Raw genomic sequence first — 14679 nt, 5'->3', positions numbered from 1 at the left:
AGCGATTCCGTCATCTGGAGAGGAACCGCTGATCTGCTTCGGGTAGCTGCGCGAGCCTGCTGGCCGGCAGCGATGATGCGGATCCATCGAGTCGTTGGGCACATCCCTAGCCGAGGACGACTCTGCGATCACCGAAGTCGGCGACGATCTCGATCTTTCCGCCAAGAGCTTCCACGTAGGCCCTGATCGTGGACAGTCCTGCGCGGTCGAGCGCACCGCGTTCAAGCTCGGAGACCGACGGCTGCTTGACGTGCATGCGCTCGGCCAGCTCCACTTGAGTCAGGCCCTGCTCCTCGCGGATCTCTCGGAGTCTGAAGGCGCGCACCTCGGCGTCCATACGAGCACGATGCTCCGCGACTCTGTCTTCCCTAGGAGGCCGCTTGGCTCGTGTCTGGTTCCATGTACTTGTCATCGTGTGTGCCTCCTCCCGATCAGCTTCCATGTTCACTACGCAACCACTCGTCGTACCGATCATCGGCGATCTTGATATTTCGGGTGTACCAGCCACTCCAGTCACCGGACTTGTCACCGCCGACGAGCAGTACTGCCCGTCGTTGTGGATCGAACACGAACAGGATGCGTACCTCTCCCGAGCCGGATGATCCCGGGCGTAGCTCTTTCATGTTGTGGTGTCGGGATCTCTTGATGAGGTCGACCAGAGGCCGGCCTAAAGCCGGGCCGTCGTCTGCGAGCTTGTCGATCGCGGCGGCGACCAGGTCGTAGCTACTGTCGTCGAGGCTCAACAGCCACGTCTCGACCTCGTCGAGTAGCCGGACATCCAGCGCACCTCCTAACTATAGGCTCTTGCCTGTATAGGGCAAGGCCTATGAGGTTGGCGACGTCATGTACCCGGTCGTGTACCCGAGCCGGCGCACGTCGACGGACGAGCACGAACACCGGTGGACGGCGAGCGCAGGCCACGCCGACACCACGGACATCTACGGATATCGATGGACGAACCGCTCTTTCCTCTTAATCTGCGGGTTCGGGGTTCAAGTCCCTGGCGGCGCACCCGCCGGCTTGCCATGCTCGCCGATCTTTGATCGGCTTCGCCGAGGGACGTGATGTCTACCCGGGGGACGACCCCCGGACCCCAGGTTTCGCGCTCTGCGCGACTATCATCCACGCGGTATCTCACGAGGGCGCGCAACGTGGGTGCGAATTCCTGCCAGGGGCGCACCGTGTGCCGGGTGAGGCGGCCTGTGTCATCCAGCGGGGAGGGCTACATGGACGAGTCCGAGCTGCCGGCGGCGCTCCGTGATGTCGAACTTGTTGATCCACCTGCCTGGCTCGACACAGTGCTCGTGGAGGCAGCGGGACGCTTGCGGTCGTTCGCGTCGATCGAGGAGTTCGACGCCTACGCCCGGCAGGTCACTGCCGATGACGGAGAGACACTACGTCGCACCGGCATGACAGGTACCACGGGCAGGCCCGACCCTCGGCCGGCCCCTGGTCGACCGGATCAAGGGCTCACGTCGTCACAACATGAAAGAGCTACGGCCTGGCTCGGCAGGCACGAGCGAGATCCGAATCCTGTTCGCCTTCGACCCGGTCCGCCGTGCGGTGCTGCTGGTGGCCGGAGACAAGTCCGGCAACTGGCAGCACTGGTATGAGACCGCGATACCCGCGGCGGACGAACGCTACGACCTTCATCTGACCGAGATCGAGAGGAGGGACTACCGATGACAACGATGAGATGGGACGACGTCAAACACCAGGCTGAGCAGGCACGTGTCGCCGCCGGCCACCCGGTACGGACCGACGCCGACCGTGAGGCCGGGCAGCGCCGTCTCGACGACGAGATCCACGCCTACCGGCTGGCCGAGGTCCGACGCAGCCGCGCCCTGACCCAACGCGAGGTCGCTGAAACCATGAGCGTATCCGGTCCCCGCATCTCCGATGTGGAACGCGGAAAGCTGGATGTGGTGTCGGTGTCGGTCCTGCGCGCCTACGTCGAGGCTCTCGGCGGACGGTTGAAGCTCACCGCCGAGTTCGGCGACTCGAGCTACATCGTCGCCTGACATCAGCTCCGTCAACCGCCACCGAACACAGCGGCAGGAAAGCCAGCCCGGACCTGGACCGGTAGACAGCGGCGGACAGGGAGCTCTGCCGGAATGATCGTTCTGGCGGATCGACGTCACGTGGCGCTGTACGCTCGTTGCGTGGCTGAGACGAGACTGCTCACAGCGGTACTGACGCCAGACCTGGACGGTGGGTATGTCGTCCAGATTGTGGAGCTGCCGGGCGTGATCAGCCAGGGCGACACCGTGGAGGAGGCACTGGCGAACATTCGCGAAGCCGCCGAGCTCTACCTCGAAGACGCGACGCCAGCGGATCGAGCCGCACTTGACGTCCACCCTCTGACCACCGCGGTGCAGGTGCGTGTGGCTTGAGCGGCCTTCCTGTCCTGTCCGGCGCGCGACTGGTCAAGGCGCTCGAGCACGCCGGGTTCACGCAGGTCCGGAGCAGGGGAAGCCACGTTGTGATGCGCAACCTGGACAACGGGCGCGGGGTGACCGTGCCGCTCCACAGCACAATCAAGCGTGGCACGCTCGCAGCGGTTCTCCGCCAGGCGGGACTGCGTCCTGACGAACTCGACGCACTCCTGTAGCAGGCACCCAGCGCAGGCGGTACCGGGTGGCCGGCGGCGACACGTGCCTGCTTGGCCTGGCGTTTGACGTCGTCCCATCTCATCGTTGTCATCGGTAGTCCCTCCTCTCGATCCCGATCAGGTGAAGGTCGTAGCGTTCGTTCGCTGAGAAGGGGAGGGGCTCGCGGCTACGGTAGGAGCGTGACGGGGCTTCTGGGGCGCACGACGGAGAAGTGCCGTCGATCAAGGGTTGCTATGGCATCTGTTCCAAGTCTTTCAGCGATCGCGATGACAGCGGCGTCAACCGAGCCGAGAGGGAAGTCCGCGTATTTCTCGATCAGTTCAACAATCCGATCGATGTCCGTCTTTGCCAGCGGGATCAGGGTGATCTGTCCGGTACCGATAGAGCGCAGGAACGCGGCTTCGGCATGGGTACCCTTCTCCCGCTCCAGCAGGTAACAGACCTCGGTGAGCACGGGGTAGGGAACGAGTAACGGGCGGGGCGTACGTCGCATGAGCGCGACGCACCGGGCGTGATCTTTGTCGTCGGCGTCGATGGCGGCGACGAGTGGGCCGGTGTCCCAGATGATCACTCGGGTTCGCGTCCCATCTCCGCACGCAGGATCTCGCCGGAGCGGGCCGCGAGGTCGCCCTTGCCGCTGGACAGCGCGCCCACGAAGTCTGGCAGCGGCCACTCGTCGCCGCCGTCCTCGGTCGGGGTGCTCTCGCGCACGAGAGCCAGGATCGGCGCCACCTGCGATTCAGGCAGCCGGTCAATCAATCTATGCAGCTCGTCCCGCAAGATGCTCACAGATCACAGGATACGGCCGCGGGCAGCGGCCGACTCGCCAGATCCACTGGCGTACGACCTTGTGGCCCTGTCAGGGTGGGCATCTCCTGTCTCATCCCATCTTGCGATCTTGGTGGGTAGAACGATCTGGGCGAGCGTGCTCCTGCCGACCTGCCGACCTACCGCGCGCCGCCGACGACCACCCGGATGTCTCCAAGCGCCGCCGACACAAGGTCCGTGGCATGCCTCGGGAAGAGGTCAGGACTCGGCTGCCCGACTGCCATCCCGCCCTCCTCCGGCCGGCCCAAACACATGCCCGCGGTCAGTTTGAAGCCATGGTCACGGTCGTTCCGCGAGCATGATCGCGGTCGTTCCGCGGGCATGGCCGTGACCGGTCTGACGTCCCGGCGTTTCCGGAGCGGCCCTGCCACGGCGGAGCCGGGTGGGGCTCGGAGGGGCTTGCGTGGTTCCGGCGAGGTGAGGGGCCGTGTATGGCGGGCATCAGGCTGTTTTTCTGGCGCTCGGCGCCACTGTCACCGACAGGAGAAGGGCGAGCGTGAGCACCATCCAGGCCGCGAGATAGCTGAAGGCGAGGGTGGGCGAGGCGAGGGTGTACAGGAGGCCGGCGACGACGTTCGCGGCGAGGTTCCCGACCGCTTGGACGGTGGCGAGCAGCCCGAACGCCGATCCTCGGATCTCGTCGGGCGCGAGGGCCGCGACGGCCGCGTGTTCGGCGGTCTCCGCGCAGCCGATCCCGATTCCGGCGAGCACGAAGGCCACGCCGAGCAGCCAGATCACCGGTCCGGCGACCGCGAACAGCAGGTAGGAGACCAGGAACGTCGCTACTCCGACGGCGGTGACCAGGAGCGGGCCGTGACGGCCGATCCGGTCGGACAGCCCGCCCGCGGGAAAGGACGCGGCCGTTGCGGCGATGTTGTAGGCGATGTACAGCGCGATCCCGATCCGGGTGGCCGCGTCCGTGCCGTGGCCGGCGGCCAGGAGATCGGTGGCGCGCAGGATCAGCAGGGTGCCCGCCACGTTGCCGACCTCGAAGGCGGTGAACCCCGCCAGCACTCGGCCGAGCTGCCCGCGCAGCACCGGCCGGATCTGGAACCGCAACCGGCGCCGCTCGGTGGCCCGTGGCAGCTTTGCCTGCCGGATCGCGTAGACGATCGCGAGCGCCGCCAGCAGACCGGGAACGAGCGAGATCAGCATGGCGGTGCGCACGCTGACCAGCGACACCAGGCCGAGCGCCAGCAAGGGGCCGATGATCGCGCCGAGGTTGTCCATGGTCCGTTCAAACCCGTAGGCTCGGCCGTAGGCGACGGCGGGCACCACGTCGGCGAGCAGCGCGTTGCGGGCCGGTACCCGCAGTCCGCGGGCCGCCCAGGCGCCAGCCCGCAACATCCCCGCCTGGGCTACGGAGGTGGTCGCCCCGATCAGTGCGGAGAACACCGCCGTGGTGGTGTAGCCGCCGACCGCGACCGCGCGCCGCCGGCCGGGATCGTCCGCCAGCGCGCCGCCGACGAACCTGCCCGCCCCGGCCAGCCCTTCCGACACTCCTTCGATCGCGCCCAGTGCCGCGGCCGGCGCGCCCAGGGTCGTGGTGACAAAGCTCGCCATCAGCGAGGTCGGCACCTCATGCCCGACATCGGCGAGGAAGCTCGCCGTCCCAATCCCTCCGACACCTGGTGTCAGCCACGGCCGCCGCCCCGAGGCGATAGATGTCTCGGCAGGGGTTTCGGCTGGCGCTGTACTGGTCTCAGTATTCACAGGTGGGATCAGACAACACGCGGTCCCGCAGATGCAGACTGTTTTTCCTGGCGGGTCCCCTATATACTGATCATTAGTTTCGGTCTGTGCTACTACTGAGCGAACCAGCAATCGCAAGGATTACCGGCTCAGCGATTGGCCGAGACCAGCGGCCGGACGGTGGCAGTGTGCTGAAGGTCATAGCCATCCAGATCTGCGACAGATCGCTGGAACAGCGGATCCCGAAGTGTGGCGATCAGCGGTCGGACCGCCCCCAACGCGCCATGGCCAAGAGCGATCTCGTAGGGCTCCCACAGCAGCGGGACGAAGTCGAGCCCCAGATCCGCCAGCCCGGCCCGCACCCCCAGACCGACATCGGCGATACCCGTGGCAACGGCAAACGCGATCTCCATATGCGAATGCAGTTCGGGCCCGGCAATCTCGTGCGGCGCGACCCCGTCGGTGAGTAGAAGCTGTTCGAGCAGCAGCCGAGTACCCGCGCCCAACTCACGCCTGGCCACCCGCAGACCACCGAGCTGGGCGGCGGACGCCAGGCCCCGTGGGTTGCCCGCCGGGACGATCAGCCCCTGCTCACGCCGCCACAGATGCAGAAGACGCGGCTTGTCGCGACCCAGCACCGCCCGCGCGAACGCCTCGTTGTACACGCCATCCCGATGGCGCAGGTGGATCACCGCGCCATCGGCCTCGCCACGCGCGACCGCTCGCAGCCCCTGGAAACTCCCCCGCGCCCCTACCGGCACGACCGCCGCGCCGAGCCGGTCAAGCAGGACACCCAGCGCCGGGTCATCGCTGCCCGCCAGCCGGAACACCCTCTCTGGCTCCAATAGGCGCGCCGCGGCGATCGCACCCTCACCGGCGACCCGCGCCCGCCGCCGGTCCGCCATGGTGATCACTCCGGCATCCGCCAGATAGCGGTAGGCCCGCACCACCGTCGACGACGTCGTTCCCAGAGTCCGGGCGTACTCCCGCACGCCGGGCAACTCCTCACCCGCCGCCAACTCCCCGGACCGCACACGACGAGCTAAATCATCAGCAATCTGCATATAAAGGGCCATGGCTACCAACTATATGATCATTTAGCCGTCCGAGGCGCCGGCACCGGCGCACGACGGAAAAGTGTCGATCAAGGGTTGCTATGGCATCTGTTCCAAGTCTTTCAGCGATCGCGATGACAGCGGGCGTCAACCGAGCCGCTGCGATTCGGGCAGCCGGTCGATCAGTCTGTGCGACTCGTCCAGGTAGGGGCCCGCGGTGCTGCTGGGTCAGCCCAGGGGCAACGTCAGGTATGCGGGACTGTCGTCGGGCGAGCTGATCGTCGTGGTGCTGCCGTCGACGCTCGCGTCCGAGTAGAGCGGGTCCTTGCTGGTGACGGCCAGTATCAGCCGGTGGCCCGGGGCCAGGTCGTAGCCGGCGGCCTGCAGCCTCCAGATGATGTAGCGGTCCTGCCCGGGAGCCAGGTCGGTGAGTGTGTAGGGCTCGTGCGTGATGATGCGGGCCGTGTTGTCAGAGCTGACGTCGAACAGGTAGGCCACCAGGGTCGTGGACCGGGCCGAGCTGCGCACGGTCAGTGCGAGCTCGGGGATGCCTCGGATCCGGCGGGCCGCGTTGCCGTGGCTGTCTGCCGTGATCGGAGCGCTGGCCCAGACCGCGAGGTTCTGGCGGTCGAACTTGTCCGTGTTGTAGCTCTTCGGGTTGCCATTCCACTCGGCCTGGCCGGTCGTGATGATGGCGTCCACCGCGGTGGCCTCGGTCAGCTGCCCGGCGGTGAACTCCCGCGTCCAGCCCGTTTCCGGAGCGGTGCGCAGACCGCCGTCACGGCTGCCCGGCTCGGTGGCGGTCAGGTACCACCGCTCGGCGGAGGTGGTGACATCGTCCCAGGACGCCCTGGGCTCGCGGGTGGCCGGTTCGGTGATGATGTCCTTCCCGGTCTGCGGATCGGTGCTGGTCCGGTAGGTGAACATGATCTGGCTGTTGACCGGGGACCAGCCGGGTACGTCGTTGGCGAGCCCGCCCACATAGTGGTCCAGCCAGGCGAATGCCTCGTCGACCGGCAGGTTCGGCCCGCTGAACGGGATGGTCAGGCCGGCGCCCTCGGGTGCGGCGTGGTCGCCGATCCACAGGTTCAGCCGCTTCGGCACGGTCAGCCGGTCGAAGTGCTCGACGACCTGGTTGCCCGGGAACAGCGTCTCGTGCCAGGTGTGGGAGAAAAACGTGGGAATGCCGCGGGCATTGGTCTGCTCGACATACGACGACGGTGCCCGCTCCGTGCCCCACGCCACCACGTCGTCGAGGTTCTGGCCGGCCTGGAAATCCGCCAGGATCTGCTGGGTGGCAGCGTCGAACTTCTGCTCGACCGGGCCGCCGGTGAAGTTGATCAGGGCGGTCACCGCCGCCAGATGCCGGGTGTCGTGCTGGTAGAGACTCGCGGCCAGGTCGCCCCAGGTGCTCAGGGCCACGACCGCGTCCACGCGCCCCGCCGGATCGTGCGCCGCGACCAGCTGGCTGATACCCGAACCGTACGATTCGCCCAGGAAGGCGATTCGGCTCGGGTCGAAGTACTGCTGGGCGTAGTCGATGACGGTTGAGCCATCGGCCCAGTCCGCGGGCCCGGCCACATCGATCGTGCCCTCGGAGGTGAACGGGCTGCCGGTGAAGCCGATTCCACGCGGGGTGTAGGCCAGCACGTGGTAGCCGCGCAGCGCCAGCTGGAGGTACGCGTACTCGAACAGGGCCCAGCCGAAGGGCGTCCAGCCCGAGGGCACGATCACCACGGGTCGGGGTTCCGAGGTCCTGAGCCTGATCGTGTGCGCCGACAGCCGTGCTCCGTCGGTGGCGGTGATCCGGGGAAAGTCGACGCTCGCCGCCTGCCGCACCTGCTCCGTCAGCTTCTGGAGGTCGGGGGTCAGCAGCGCCTTCTCGGCCGTGCCGCTCAGCGTGGCGATCAGCGCCTGTGCGACGTTGACGGCGGCCGGGTCGAGAGAGGTGGCCGAGGTATAGATGCCGCTTTCGGCGATCCGGCTCAACTGTGCCGCGGTGACCGCGTTGATCGTGCCGTCTTCCTGCGGGTGGCTCACGAAGCCCGTCCTCTCACTGTCGCCGACCGAGCATGTGGGACGGCCGGCACGTGCTGTCCGCCGGGGATCCCGGCATTTTCATGGTCTTTTTCTTCGTCGCGGCAAAGCGGATAGGACGCGCGGAAGCGCATAAACCGCTCGGATACGAGCCGGGCGCTCCCTGAGCGCCACATGGCCAGGGGTCATCCCTGAAGCAGGAGAAGGCTCATGTCTTCGGATAAGCGGACTCCGCTCAGGGTTTGCGCACAAGCGGTCAAACCAGTCAGTTCCCAGATGAGGTGTCCGTGGAGCCGGCTTTCGTTTCGAGGTTCTTGCCGGTCCTCGGGGCCAACGTGTACCGGCGGCCGGTATCGAGGACGCCGCCATCCTTCCGCGCGATGACGCTATCACGCAGCGTAGGCGTCGGTGGTTGCCGCGATGGCGCAACAGGCGGTCGACACGGTAGAGGTGGCGCGCAAGGCGCCAGGTCACGATCACACGCACGGCGAAGCATGCCGCAGGACCCGGCCCCAGCCAGGCTCATGGATCGAATGGATGCCCGTTCCGCGGCGGTTTTTCCTCCGGCGAGCTGAAGGCGCCGGCTGTGGTGTTTGGGGCGCTCACTCACCCAGGAGCCCCTGATCGACGACACCGTCGAGGTCGGCGAAGAACCGGTCGGAGTCGAGTGGCGCCTCGTGCGCGAACATCGCGAGCACCTGTGCCGCCGGGACGAAGGTCCGGCGTCGGAGCGGGACCAGTTCCGCGATGTCCGTGGCATGTCTCGGGAAAAGGCCAGCAGCCGGCAGCCCGGCTGTCATCCCACCCTCCTCCGGTCGGCCACACGCATGGTCATGGTCAGTTTAACGCCATGATCACGATCGTTCCGCGACCATGATCGCGGTCGGTTTGAAGTCATGGTCACGGTCGTTCCGCGAACATGGTCACGGTCGTTTCGCGGGCATGACCGCGACGGGTCTGACGTTCCGGCGTTTCCGGGGCGGCCCTGTCACGGCGGAGCCGGGTGGGCCGGAGCGCTCCGGCCCAAGCTGGCGGTCCCCGAGGCCGAAGGATGTGAGTCCAGTGCTGTCCAGCAGCACTAAAACTCACATCCTTCGATGTCCGCCGACCCGATTTGGCGAAAGCGGCAGACGGCTTCTAACGCTGGGTGCCGCCGGGGTCGGGTGGGGTGGTGCGGGGGCCGGGGTGGTGACGGCCGGTGATGATCCAGGTGCCGGCGACTGTCAGGAGGGCGAACAGCAGGAGGCCGGCGCCGAGGAGGACGAGGAGGAACGCGCGGTCGCGCAGGGGCAGGGTGCCGGTGAGGGTGATCTGGAGTGAGCCGACGGCGAACGCGATGGCCGCGGTGAAGACGGTGACGAGTTCGACGGCGCGGATGGCGGAGGTCTGGAGGGTCCGGCGGAGGTCCCGGTTGGCGGTGTCCTGGTCGAGCCAGCGGGTCTGCTGGTCGCTGGTCCAGGCGGCGCGGTCGAGCCCTTCCAGGATCGTCGCCCGCTCCCGCAGGTACTGTCCCTGGAGCAGTTCGTGGCTGATCCTGGCGCCGATCGCGGGCAGGAGCCGCAGCGCGGTGTCGATGGTGGCCAGCGCGTCGGTGTAGTCGCCGCACATGCGTTGTCCGCTGGCGAGGCGGAACCGGAAGAGGTGGTCGTCGGGGTACTCCGCGACGGCCTCGGCGGCGTGCCGGCGCAGCTGTTCGCCCTGGCCGGGGAACGGCGGGGCGGCCCACAGGGCGTTGAGGCAGACGTCGACGACGGCGCGGGAGCGGGGCGCCGCGCTCCAGGCGGTGTCGAGGAGCTCGAGCGCGTGACTGGTGGTGATGGTGCGGCTGCCGAAGGCGGCGAACGCGCGTAGACCCGTGAACAGCGGGTCGTCGCGGTGCTGGCCGGCGGCGACGGCGAGCAGGGAGGACTCGAGGAACTGGTGGAGTTCGTCGAACCAGAAGTTCGCGCGCAGCTTGCCGGCGTGGTAAAGCGTGGCGAAGTAACAGATGTCGGTGGAGCCCTGGAAGGTCTCGACGATCCGGCCGGTGGCGAGGGTGAGGTCGTGGCGGGACTCGACGGTGTCCTTGGTGATGAAGGCGTAGCCCAGCGACCACTTCTCGATGATGTCCGGGCGGACGGGCGGGTCGGTGTGGTCGTGTAGCCAGCGGGCGCAGCGGGCCGCGACCTCGACGGTGGGCTGGTGGAGCAGCCGGCGGCGCCAGTACCGGTCGGCGCAGATCAGCCAGGGGTCGGTGGCGAAGTCCGCCGACGGGACGCGGAAGGGGGGCTCGACGTCCGCGTCGATCAGTTCGGCGGCGACCTCCTCGCAGACCCGGTCCAGCTCGCGGGAGTCGGCCGAGGCCACCCGACCGAGTCGCGTGTTGATCGATGCGACGTCCATGTGCCCCCTCCGCTGGATCTCATCGGCATATCTATCACACGAATTCGGCTCGGACTGATACATATTGCGAACATGTGGGTGGATGTGGTCACCGCGGCACACGCCGAGTACGCCGGATACCTGCCGGCGGCGTGGGACTCGCTGCACCGCCAGCACCATCCCCACTGGACGTGGCGGGTCCAGGTCGACGGGCCTCCCGGGGAGGTTCTCGACGCGCTGGCCGCCTGCGGAGCGGCGGACGACGGCCGGGTCCGGATCGCCGCGCACGGCACCGAGGAAGGCCCCGCGGTCACCCGCAACATCGCCCTCGGCTCGTGCACCGCGCCGCTGGTGCAGAACCTCGACGCCGATGACGAGCTCGAACCCGGCGCGCTCGCCGCCCTCAGCGGCGCGCTCGCCACCCACGCCCACGCCGGCTACGCGGTCGGCCACGCCCGCGACCTGCACGCTGACGGGACCCTGCGCACCATGCCGCTGGCCGTGCCCGCCGGACCGCTGGCACGCGGAGCGCTCGCCGTCGCCTGGGCGTCCGCCCTGCCCGACCGCACGCTGCCACCCGTACATCCGGCAGGGGTGATGTGGCGGCGGAACCTGCTTCTCGCCGTCGGGGGATGGGCCGCGCTGCGCGGCGTCGAGGACACCGCGACCCTGATCGCCGGCTCCGCGCTCGCCACCGGCGTTCTGCTCGACGTCCCGACGTTGCGTTACCGCCGCCACGACGCCCAGCGTTCCCGCCGGAACAGCGACTTCTCGGGGGGGGGTCTCAGTATTTGCTTATTTGGCAGCGGGCCTCCCTGCTCGCGGCCGGACCTCCCTGGGAGGACTGGGGCTGAGGGTTTCACCCCGGCGTCCGGGTCCACCGCCAGCTTCGGCCCGCGCCACGCGCACCGCCTCCCGTCCTCGTCCATGACGGGTCAACCCGGTTGAGACCGACGAATTTTGCGGTCGGCGGCCAAACCGTGACAGCGACACCCGTGTGCCGTGCCGGGAATCGGGTGCCTTTGCCGCGAGGAGCACCTTCCGCTGCTTTCGGATGCGCCGGAGGTGCGAGGACGCCCACGTGCCGAGATGCTGAGGTGCACGGCCCGGCCGGCCGGTTGGTCGGCCGGTCGGCCGGTCGGTTGGTCGGTTGGCGGACGATCGCGGCGGCTGCCGGCGGTGGGGACGCGCGGTCTGGAGGGGGTCATGCCCAGGAGCCGACGCGCGCGCGGTGCGGGGCGTACCCCTCGGCCATCCGAAGGCGCCCCTCGGCCGTCCGGCGGTGCCGGCGGTACCGGCGGAGCCAGCGGAGCCAGCGGCGTCCGTGGCGCCGGCGGTGCCGCCGCGGACCGGGTGCGGCGGCTGTCCGGGCGGATGGCGACGGCTGTCCGGCGCGTCCGGGCGCGGCTGCGGGGCGGCGCGGCGGAGGATCTGGCGTCCAGGCTGCGTCAGGGTGATCTGATCAACGGCGCGATGAACCTCGCCGCGCTCATTCTGATGATGTTCTTCCCGTTCATCATCGCGCTGGCCGCGTTGTCACCGCTGCGCTCCGGGGGCGCGGCAGAAGTGATCATCAGGCGGATGGGTCTGAATCAGGAGGCCGCGCAGGCCGTCGAACGGCTTTTCGCGCCACAGGACGGGACGGTCCGCAACGGCTGGTCGGTACTGGGCGCGCTCTGGCTGATTCTCGGCGGCCTGAGCCTGGCCACGACCGTACAGTCCGTCTACGTCAGGGTTTTCGGGCTCCGGCCGCTCGGGCTTCGCGGCGTCCCGGCCCAGGTCGGCTGGCTCGGCGGGCTCATTGTCTTTCTCGCCGGCACCACCGCCGCCGGGGCGCTGCTCACCGGCACCATTCCCGGTCAGATCGGCTACGGCCTGCTCAACACCGCGGGGCTGTTGTTCTTTGTCTGGGCCGGTGTCAGAGTGCTCACTCTCGGCCGGCTCGGGTGGCGCGAGGCCTGGCCGGCCGCTGCGTTCACGACGGTCGGCCTGACCGGCCTGGGCGTGGTGAGCAGGCTGACCTTTTCCGCGTCCATCGTCTCGAACGAGCGGAACTACGGGAGCATCGGCGTCGTTTTCACGATTCTTTCCTGGCTGATCGGTTTTGGCGTTGTTCTCACCGGAGGGGCGATCGTCGGAATGTGGCACAACGAGACGCGGAAACCGGCCACCCACCGCACGGCCAGAACGCGTGCCAAACGGGGTACCGGCCGCGGCGGCCGGAACCGGGAGCCCTGACATGACCGGACGTCAGGGCGGGCGCGGACGATGACGCGCCGCCGGACCGCCGGGAACCGGCTCCCCGAGGCCGGGCCGGGGGCCGTCGCGGCCGGCCGGGCCGTTCTCCCCACGCTGGCGGCGGCGCAGTTCCTCATGACCCTGGACAGCTCGGTCATGAACGTGTCGATCGCCACCGTGGCCGCGGACGTCGGTACCACGGTGACCGGAATCCAGACCGCCATCACCTTCTACACCCTGGTGATGGCCGCATTCATGATCACCGGAGGCAGGCTGGGGCAGATCCTCGGGCATCGGCGCGTGTTCACCCTCGGCTGTGTCGTCTACGGCTGCGGGTCGCTGACGACATCCGTCGCCGGGAACCTCGCCGTCCTCATGTTCGGCTGGTCGTTCCTCGAAGGGGTCGGCGCTGCGCTGATCATGCCCGCGGTCGTCGCCCTCGTCGCGTCGAACTTCCCGCCCGGGCAGCGGCCGCGCGCCTACGGGCTGGTCGCCGCCGCCGGCGCGATCGCGGTCGCGGCGGGCCCGCTCGTCGGCGGCCTGTTCACCACCTATCTGTCCTGGCGCTGGGTTTTCGCCGGCGAGGTCCTCGTGGTGGGCGTCATCCTGTGGCTGACCCGGGGGATGGCGGCTACGCCTGCGACGACGACGACGACGGCGGCGGGCGGGCGTCTCGATCTTGTGGGCGCCGCGCTGTCCGCGACCGGCCTGGCTCTTGTCGTGTACGGCGTCCTGCGGTCGGGGAGCTGGGGGCTGGTCCGGCCGGCGCCCGGCGCACCCGTCTGGCTGGGCCTCTCGCCCGTGATCTGGCTGATCCTCGCCGGCGGGGCCATCCTGTGGCTCTTCGTCCGGTGGCAGGAGCACCGGCTCGCCCGGCACGCCGTCGCGCTGCTCGACCCGGCGCTGCTGCGTGACCGGACGCTGCGGGCCGGGCTCACCTCGTTCTTCTTCCAGTACCTGCTCCAGGCGGGTCTCTTCTTCGTGGTGCCGCTGTACCTGTCGGTGGCACTCGGGCTCTCGGCGGTCGCGACCGGCGTCCGCCTGCTGCCGTTGTCCGTCGCCCTGCTGGTGGCCGCCGTCGGCATCCCCCGGGCCTTCCCGCGGGCCTCGCCCCGGCGCGTCGTCCGGAGCGGTTTCCTTGCCCTGTTCGCCGGTATAACGATCATGATTGCCGCGCTCGACGTCGGTGCTGGGCCGGAGATCGTTACGTGGCCGATGCTGCTCGCGGGCCTCGGGGTGGGCGCGCTCGCGTCGCAGCTCGGCAGCGTCACCGTGTCCGCGGTCGCCGACGAGCGCAGCGGCGAGGTCGGCGGGGTGCAGAACACGGTGACGAACCTGGGCGCCTCGATCGGCACCGCGGCGGCCGGCGCGGTGCTCGTCTCCGCGCTGACCACGTCGTTCCTCACCGGCGTCCAGCAGGATCCCGCCGTGCCGGCGGACCTGGCCACGCATGCCGAGGTGCGGCTGTCCGAAGGCGCACCCTTCCTGTCCGACCAGGACCTGAAGACCCGTCTCGACGAGGCCGGCGTTCCGCCGGACACCGCCGAGGCAATCACCACCGACAACGCGGACGCCCGCATCGCCGGCCTGCGCGCCTCCCTGTCGCTACTCGCCGTAATCGCCCTGGCTGCCCTGTTCCTCACCCGCCGCATCCCGTCCCGACAACCGGCCCCGACGCCACCACCGGCCGGAACGTGAGAAAAGGACGCCTGCCCGTCGACACGCTCTGGGCCCCGTAGCCGGCCGGGGCCGTGGAGCCGCCCCGCTGACTGACGACCGGTCCGTCCCGGTCAGGTCGCTGGTTGCCAGGCTGAGAGAAGGTCGGACGGGCCCTGTACGAGATTCGCCCTGGCCGG

Annotated in this window: 15 protein-coding genes and 1 pseudogene; 7 read left to right on the top strand and 9 right to left on the bottom strand. The window is 68.8% G+C overall.

Annotation, left to right across the window (positions count from 1 at the left end; genetic code table 11):
- Positions 1–106 precede the first annotated feature (106 nt).
- Together NBW84_RS14160 and NBW84_RS14155 are read right to left on the bottom strand one after the other, a co-directional pair.
- A complete protein-coding gene (locus tag NBW84_RS14160) occupies positions 107–337 on the bottom strand; it encodes a helix-turn-helix domain-containing protein (RefSeq protein WP_200902314.1) in 231 nt (76 codons plus the stop codon).
- Positions 338–431: 94 nt separating this feature from the next.
- Entirely contained in the window at positions 432–743 is a 312-nt protein-coding gene (locus NBW84_RS14155; RefSeq protein WP_250285197.1) for a type II toxin-antitoxin system RelE/ParE family toxin, read from the bottom strand.
- A gap of 685 nt (positions 744–1428) precedes the next feature.
- Here NBW84_RS14155 and NBW84_RS14150 point away from each other — a divergent pair.
- The 4 genes and pseudogenes from NBW84_RS14150 to NBW84_RS14135 all read left to right on the top strand — a co-directional run.
- Positions 1429–1686: pseudogene (locus tag NBW84_RS14150) on the top strand (type II toxin-antitoxin system RelE/ParE family toxin); the annotation flags it as partial.
- Positions 1683–2021, top strand: coding sequence for an XRE family transcriptional regulator (locus tag NBW84_RS14145; protein WP_250285196.1), 339 nt, complete (start codon positions 1683–1685; stop codon positions 2019–2021). The pseudogene NBW84_RS14150 and the gene NBW84_RS14145, both read left to right, overlap by 4 nt.
- Positions 2022–2114: 93 nt before the next feature.
- Complete coding sequence (locus NBW84_RS14140) at positions 2115–2393, top strand: type II toxin-antitoxin system HicB family antitoxin (RefSeq protein WP_250285195.1); 279 nt, start codon at positions 2115–2117, stop codon at positions 2391–2393.
- Positions 2390–2611, top strand: coding sequence for a type II toxin-antitoxin system HicA family toxin (locus NBW84_RS14135; protein ID WP_250285194.1), 222 nt, complete (start codon positions 2390–2392; stop codon positions 2609–2611). Before NBW84_RS14140 ends, NBW84_RS14135 begins: the two co-directional genes overlap by 4 nt.
- 167 nt (positions 2612–2778) lie before the next feature.
- Here the strand turns inward: NBW84_RS14135 and NBW84_RS14130 are convergent, their stop codons facing one another.
- The 7 genes from NBW84_RS14130 to NBW84_RS14100 form a co-directional block, all read right to left on the bottom strand.
- Complete coding sequence (locus NBW84_RS14130) at positions 2779–3183, bottom strand: type II toxin-antitoxin system VapC family toxin (protein WP_047221660.1); 405 nt, start codon at positions 3181–3183, stop codon at positions 2779–2781.
- Positions 3180–3401 carry a hypothetical protein gene (locus NBW84_RS14125; RefSeq protein WP_047221661.1) on the bottom strand — a complete coding sequence of 74 codons (222 nt, stop codon included), beginning with the start codon at positions 3399–3401 and terminating at the stop codon, positions 3180–3182. Before NBW84_RS14125 ends, NBW84_RS14130 begins: the two co-directional genes overlap by 4 nt.
- Positions 3402–3881: 480 nt before the next feature.
- The gene (locus NBW84_RS14120) at positions 3882–5003 is read right to left on the bottom strand and encodes an MFS transporter (RefSeq protein ID WP_250285193.1); all 1122 of its coding nucleotides are present in this window, start codon (positions 5001–5003) and stop codon (positions 3882–3884) included.
- A 278-nt stretch (positions 5004–5281) separates the two neighbouring features.
- The gene (locus NBW84_RS14115; protein ID WP_250285199.1) at positions 5282–6196 is read right to left on the bottom strand and encodes a substrate-binding domain-containing protein; all 915 of its coding nucleotides are present in this window, start codon (positions 6194–6196) and stop codon (positions 5282–5284) included.
- A 219-nt stretch (positions 6197–6415) separates the two neighbouring features.
- Positions 6416–8227, bottom strand: a complete 1812-nt coding sequence (locus NBW84_RS14110; RefSeq protein WP_250285192.1) for an alpha/beta fold hydrolase — start codon at positions 8225–8227, stop codon at positions 6416–6418.
- A 599-nt stretch (positions 8228–8826) separates the two neighbouring features.
- Positions 8827–9024, bottom strand: coding sequence for a hypothetical protein (locus NBW84_RS14105; protein WP_235433839.1), 198 nt, complete (start codon positions 9022–9024; stop codon positions 8827–8829).
- Positions 9025–9361: 337 nt separating this feature from the next.
- Complete coding sequence (locus NBW84_RS14100) at positions 9362–10606, bottom strand: hypothetical protein (protein ID WP_250285191.1); 1245 nt, start codon at positions 10604–10606, stop codon at positions 9362–9364.
- A gap of 72 nt (positions 10607–10678) precedes the next feature.
- Between NBW84_RS14100 and NBW84_RS14095 the strand changes: the two genes are divergently transcribed.
- The 3 genes from NBW84_RS14095 to NBW84_RS14085 all read left to right on the top strand — a co-directional run bounded on the left by NBW84_RS14095 (position 10679) and on the right by NBW84_RS14085 (position 14521).
- Positions 10679–11533 (top strand): glycosyltransferase, encoded by an 855-nt coding sequence (locus NBW84_RS14095; protein ID WP_250285190.1) that lies wholly within the window; start codon positions 10679–10681, stop codon positions 11531–11533.
- Between the two features lie 426 nt (positions 11534–11959).
- Entirely contained in the window at positions 11960–12823 is an 864-nt protein-coding gene (locus tag NBW84_RS14090; protein ID WP_250285189.1) for a YihY/virulence factor BrkB family protein, read from the top strand.
- Positions 12824–12853: 30 nt separating this feature from the next.
- Positions 12854–14521, top strand: a complete 1668-nt coding sequence (locus tag NBW84_RS14085) for an MFS transporter (protein WP_250285188.1) — start codon at positions 12854–12856, stop codon at positions 14519–14521.
- Positions 14522–14679: the final 158 nt, after the last annotated feature.

This window comes from Protofrankia sp. CiP1_Cm_nod2, assembly GCF_920664355.1.
GTDB lineage: Bacteria > Actinomycetota > Actinomycetes > Frankiales > Frankiaceae > Protofrankia.
The sequence above is the reverse complement of the archived record's forward strand: the minus strand, read 5'-3'. Positions and strand labels throughout refer to the sequence as shown.

Bases quoted from the DNA above. Each gene is read 5' to 3' on its own strand.
- NBW84_RS14160 (WP_200902314.1), bottom strand. From the start codon at position 337: ATGGACGCCGAGGTGCGCGCCTTCAGACTCCGAGAGATCCGCGAGGAG.
- NBW84_RS14145 (WP_250285196.1), top strand. From the start codon at position 1,683: ATGACAACGATGAGATGGGACGACGTCAAACACCAGGCTGAGCAGGCA.
- NBW84_RS14140 (WP_250285195.1), top strand. From the start codon at position 2,115: ATGATCGTTCTGGCGGATCGACGTCACGTGGCGCTGTACGCTCGTTGC.
- NBW84_RS14120 (WP_250285193.1), bottom strand. From the start codon at position 5,003: ATGGCGAGCTTTGTCACCACGACCCTGGGCGCGCCGGCCGCGGCACTG.
- NBW84_RS14115 (WP_250285199.1), bottom strand. From the start codon at position 6,196: ATGCAGATTGCTGATGATTTAGCTCGTCGTGTGCGGTCCGGGGAGTTG.
- NBW84_RS14105 (WP_235433839.1), bottom strand. From the start codon at position 9,024: ATGACAGCCGGGCTGCCGGCTGCTGGCCTTTTCCCGAGACATGCCACG.
- NBW84_RS14100 (WP_250285191.1), bottom strand. From the start codon at position 10,606: ATGGACGTCGCATCGATCAACACGCGACTCGGTCGGGTGGCCTCGGCC.
- NBW84_RS14095 (WP_250285190.1), top strand. From the start codon at position 10,679: ATGTGGGTGGATGTGGTCACCGCGGCACACGCCGAGTACGCCGGATAC.
- NBW84_RS14090 (WP_250285189.1), top strand. From the start codon at position 11,960: ATGGCGACGGCTGTCCGGCGCGTCCGGGCGCGGCTGCGGGGCGGCGCG.
- NBW84_RS14085 (WP_250285188.1), top strand. From the start codon at position 12,854: ATGACGCGCCGCCGGACCGCCGGGAACCGGCTCCCCGAGGCCGGGCCG.